Annotated in this window: 3 protein-coding genes; 2 read left to right on the forward strand and 1 reads right to left on the reverse strand. The window is 63.1% G+C overall.

What is annotated here, in order from left to right; all coding sequences use genetic code 11:
* A partial coding sequence (locus AC52Q4_RS11995; RefSeq protein ID WP_495537032.1) for a hypothetical protein occupies positions 1-443 on the reverse strand: 443 nt, incomplete at its 3' end.
* Between AC52Q4_RS11995 and AC52Q4_RS12000 the strand changes: the two genes are divergently transcribed.
* Positions 427-1806, forward strand: a complete 1380-nt coding sequence (locus AC52Q4_RS12000) for a sigma 54-interacting transcriptional regulator (protein ID WP_495537033.1) — start codon at positions 427-429, stop codon at positions 1804-1806. The two genes, AC52Q4_RS11995 and AC52Q4_RS12000, sit on opposite strands and share 17 nt — an antisense overlap.
* A 44-nt stretch (positions 1807-1850) precedes the next feature.
* Positions 1851-2987 carry a phosphoglycerate kinase gene (locus tag AC52Q4_RS12005; protein ID WP_495537034.1) on the forward strand — a complete coding sequence of 379 codons (1137 nt, stop codon included), beginning with the start codon at positions 1851-1853 and terminating at the stop codon, positions 2985-2987.
* The last annotated feature ends 334 nt before the right edge of the window (positions 2988-3321 follow it).

Raw genomic sequence — 3321 nt, forward strand, 5'->3', positions numbered from 1 at the left:
GCTTTCTGGTGAAGGCTGGCATCGACTCGATCTCCGTGAATCCCGACAGCTTCGTGGCAGTCAAGCAGCACGTCGCGGAAGCAGAAAAGGAATAGGCCGTGCCGATCGTAGTATCCGAGATGTAAGACTGGGAGCGAGCCGCCCTGAAGCCCCTCGCGGAGTGCAATTCCATCGAGTACCGGAACCATGAGCTCACGGCAGAAAATGCCGGTGAAGCCGGGTATGCCGAAATCGTCTCGACATTCATCACTCTGGGCGTGGTGGGCACCGGCAACATCGGCGCCGCGTTCATTGAGCCTGCGCAATTCGAGCCGTGCGGCTGCCGTGTTATCAATACCGCCGGCGAATCGAAGATACGAACCAGTACGATCTTCGAACGGCACATTTTGGGAAGCTTCCGCCTTGGCGGTATTAGGGATGATGCTGATGGACAACGACTTCATGGTGGTAATCGACAGCGATGAGACGACGGCCACCGAACTTCACGACATAGCGCAATGCACGGGCCTACGATGTCAGACAATCGCCAAGCCCGCCACGGCGGCCCTGGCACAAGAGCTGGCAGGAATCCCGGCGCTGGCTTTCTTGTGCTGCGATGACGACGCCGAGGCAGGCCTGGAGCTGCTGGATTCCCCGGTCCTGCGTCGCGCGGGACAAATGGTGATCGTAAGCGCTCGTGAGCTCGACCAAGCGACGCGGACACGCGCCGCCCGGGCCGGTGCCTGGATGATCGCCAAGCCCCTCGATCTCGAATTCGTCCGTGCTCTGATAAGCGATGTGAGCGCAGAGGCTTGCCGGAATCAAGGGAGCGGGAGGAATGCGCTGTACTCGAGGGCGCCACTCGACCGGTGCGGGCTACTCCAAGGCAACTCCCCTGAAATGCGGCAGCTCTATCGACTGCTGCGCAAAGTGGCGCCCCATAACGTCTCGGTACTGGTGACCGGCGAGAGCGGCACCGGCAAGGAGCTGGTTGCCCGGAGCCTGCACCTGCTTTCCGACCGCCGCGACGGGCCCTTCGTTGCTGTCAACTGTGGCGCGATTGCGCCAACGCTGGTGGAAAGCGAGCTCTTCGGACACGAGCGGGGAAGCTTCAGCGGTGCACAGCGTCGCCATCATGGTCTGTTCGAGCGAGCCTGCGGCGGCACTCTGTTCCTCGATGAGATAACCGAGATGCCCGCCGCGGCGCAGGCAAAGCTGCTCAGAGTTCTGGAAACGGGACAGTTCCAACGCGTTGGTGGCGAGCGCACACTCGCCACCAACGCACGTATCGTCACCGCCTCCAATCGCAACGTCATGCAGGCAACGTCTCAGGGCACACTGCGCCACGATCTTTACTACCGGATTGCCCGCTTCACCCTGCACCTGCCACCCCTGCGCATGCGCGGCGACGACGTCATCGGGCTCGGCGCGAGCTTCCTGCACGATCTCAACGAACGCCACGGCACCCACGTCGGACTCACGGATGCTGCGGCGCGCACGCTCAGGAGCTATAGCTGGCCGGGTAACGTGCGCGAGCTGAAGAGCGTTGTCGAGCGCGCCTACATTACCGGACACTTCGACATTGGTGAGGGACAGCTCGCCGCTCTCGACGACCCGCCCTCAGCCAACAGCCGCTATTTGAGCGTCAGCATCGGCAGCTCCCTGGACGAATCGGAGCGACGCCTCATCTTCGCCACGCTTAATGCCAGCGAAGGCAACAAAACGCATGCCGCCCGGACGCTCGGCATCAGCTTGAAAACTCTCTATAACCGGCTCAATCGCTATGCCGACGCGGGCGACGAGGGATCCCTGAGGCGACAGGCCTGACGAACACGGAGAGCACTGCCATGAAAAAACGAACGGTGCGCGACATGGACCTGAGCGGGAAGCGGGTCCTGGTACGCGTGGACTTCAACGTTCCGCTGGATCCGGAGGGCCGGATCGCCGACGACCGCCGGATACGTGCGGCACTGCCAACACTGGAACACTGCCTGGAGTACGGCGCATCAATCGTACTCATGACGCATCTCGGACGCCCCGGCAACACGCCGGAGCCGCGCCTCAGCACGGCACCGCTGGCCGCACGGCTCGGCGAACTGCTCAAGACCGATATCACTCACACGCAAGACATACTCGGCGAGGACGCCACGAGCAAAGCCCGCTCACAGCAGGCCGGGACGATACTCATGCTCGAAAATCTCCGCTTCGACCCCGGCGAGAAGAGCAACGATGCCGATTTCGCCCAGCGTTTGCGCGACTTGGGGGACCTCTACATCAACGATGCCTTTTCCGTGTGCCACCGCCGGCATGCCTCTGTGTTCAAGCTGCCCGGCCTGTTCCCAGACGACGCCCGCGGAATCGGGATGCTGATCGAGGCCGAGCTCGAAGCGCTCGACGCGCTGCTCGAATCACCGCGCCGGCCGTTGCTGGCGATACTTGGCGGCGCCAAGGTCGGCGACAAGATCGGCGTCATCGAGGCGCTGCTGGACCGGGTCGATCGGCTTCTCGTCGGCGGCGCCATGGCGTACACCTTCCTGAAGGCCCACGGCGCCAACGTGGGCGATTCGATGGTCGAGGACGATCAGTTGGAGCTAGCGGCACGGCTGCTCGGCACCGGTGACAACAAACTGGTACTGCCCAAGGATCACGTGGTCACCCGGAACGGCGAAACCCACGTGATCGCAGGTGAAATCCCCAGCGGCTGGAGCGGTATGGACATCGGCCCTGACACCATCGAACGCTACGTCGACGCTATCGGCGAAGCCGCCACGGTCGCGTGGAACGGACCGATGGGCAAGTTCGAGGACGACGCTTTCAGGGAGGGCACGGACGCCATCGTTCGCGCCCTGGCCCACAGCCCGGCACTCACCGTCGTCGGCGGCGGCGAAACCGCCGAGGCTGTGGAACGGCTTAAACTCAGCGACCGTTTCGATCACATTTCCACCGGCGGTGGCGCGTTTCTGGAGTATCTCCGAGGCCAGGACCTGCCTGCACTGTCGGCAATCTGATCCGGGCAGCAGCTCCGCGAACGCCAGCAACCGCAGCGGGAACAGGAGCCTGGCCGGCGAGATCGGCGGCCGTGTGATAGTCGGCATCTTCGGTCGCCAGAGCCTGATTGCGAAGGTAGCCCAAAGCACTGTGGCCCCCTTCGAGCATTGACGAATCTCATTGGCTACAGCGCACGGCGACCCAACCATACAGGATGTGGATAGTGGCATTTTGACATTGACTATGAACCCGTCCCTCGACGTTTCCGCCGAGGTGTCGAGTCTCGCGCCCGAGCGCAAGCTGCGCAGCGCCAAAGTGCGCCATGAGCCCGGCGGCGGCGGCATCAACGTGGCC

Source organism: Nitrococcus sp., from assembly GCF_059432795.1.

Bases quoted from the DNA above. Each gene is read 5' to 3' on its own strand.
- AC52Q4_RS12000 (WP_495537033.1), top strand. From the start codon at position 427: ATGGACAACGACTTCATGGTGGTAATCGACAGCGATGAGACGACGGCC.
- AC52Q4_RS12005 (WP_495537034.1), top strand. From the start codon at position 1,851: ATGGACCTGAGCGGGAAGCGGGTCCTGGTACGCGTGGACTTCAACGTT.